Origin of the sequence: Rhodococcus sp. NPDC059234 (assembly GCF_042754225.1) — a bacterium.
Taxonomy (GTDB): domain Bacteria; phylum Actinomycetota; class Actinomycetes; order Mycobacteriales; family Mycobacteriaceae; genus Rhodococcus_G.
Genome location: NZ_JBHZAH010000224.1, coordinates 1 through 1,536, shown reverse-complemented (window position 1 = coordinate 1,536; position 1,536 = coordinate 1). Strand labels below are relative to the sequence as shown.

Genomic DNA, 1,536 nt, shown 5'->3' with positions numbered 1-1,536 from the left:
TCACGGGGCGGGGCCGTTTCGCGTCCGGGCCCGGCTCATTCCACCCCGGGCGCAGCCGCCACGGGCCCCGGTTTAGACTGTTGCCGTGGTCATCTTCTTCGAGGTGCTGCTGGTTCTCGCAGCGATCCTGATTACCTGGTTCTCGCTCTACGTCGTGTACCGCTTGGTCACCGACAAGCCGTGACCCAGCCCGGCGACGGCGACACCGTCGGCTCCCACGACGACGCGTCCGCGACAGCGGGTGACGCCGGCGTCTCCGCCGAGCAGTCGGTCCGCCGAGGCAGCGGTGACCAGGCCGTGGCCGACGCGGAAGAGCGCGCCAGGGACACCGCCGGGCGCAACATCCCGGTCCTGCCGGACCTGCCGCTGCCCGAGGACACCGCGAACCTGCGACTCGGTCCGGACCTGAACCCCGGAATGCTCGCGTTGCTGCCGCTGGTCGGCGTGTGGCGAGGCGAGGGCGAGGCCAGCACTCCCGAGTCCGGCGACTACCGGTTCGGGCAGCAGATCGTGGTCTCGCACGACGGCGGCAACTTCCTCGCGTGGGAGTCCCGGTCGTGGCGGCTGGACGCCGACGGTGAGTACACCGGTCCGGACCTGCGGGAGAGCGGTTTCTGGCGGGTCGCCGGCGACGGAATCCCCGGCAGCATCGACGAGGAGGTCGTCGAGCTGCTGCTCACGCACAGCTCCGGCATCGTCGAGTTGTTCTACGGCCAGGCCCTGACCCAGTCGAGCTGGGAGCTCGCCACCGACGTCGTCATCCGCAGCAAGCAGGGTGCGCTGGTCGGCGGCGCCAAGCGCCTGTACGGCATCGTCGAGGGCGGTGACCTCGCGTACGTCGAGGAACGCATCCTCGCCGACGGTCCGCTGAAGCCGCACCTGTCCGCACGCCTGTCCCGCTACATCGGCTGACACGGCTGCGCCGCCGCCTGTGCGCGATTGATGCCCCACGGAGGGTGCAGATCGCGCACAGTGTTCGAGCGGTCCACAGGGCGACATCGCTCCACAGGTAGCTCACACACGGCACGTCTCGGACCGTTGCCTGTCGGTCGGCAGCGTCACCGTGCGGTCATGACCAATCCGGGCCGGCAACGGCCACTCGACGCCCCAGCACGGGCCGCTGTCACGCCCGATGAGTGTGCGCGCCGCCCTGCGCACGGTGGTCCCTGACTGTGCGCGATCGGCACCCCGGGTGGGGTGAAGATCGCACACAGGCTCGGAGCGCAGAACGGCCCCCGAGCCATACCGTCGACGGACGCTTGTCGTCGCACGGTCCCGGTCAGGAACCGGGGGCTCGGGGGCCGGGTGGCTGCCTGGGATTCGCCAGCCGCGCACGCGGTCAGTGAATTCCCTTCAGCGATAGCGGCTAGCTGACAGCCACCTCACGCGTCCTGTAGTTCTTCAACTTCAGACCACCTCCTTCCTCGTGTACGGACGAAAGTACGCCCGCCACCGGCGCCTCGCAATCGAATAAATCGGCCGCCCTGCCAGCGTCGACGCCGAAACTGTTCGCGATCGGCACCCCGGTCGGGGTGC

Annotated in this window: 1 protein-coding gene; it reads left to right on the top strand. The window is 69.5% G+C overall.

The features are described from left to right. The first annotated feature begins 297 nt into the window (after positions 1 to 297). On the top strand, positions 298 to 912 hold the full coding sequence (locus ACFXGJ_RS24390) for an FABP family protein (RefSeq protein WP_378625852.1): 615 nt from the start codon (positions 298 to 300) through the stop codon (positions 910 to 912). Positions 913 to 1,536 lie beyond the last annotated feature (624 nt).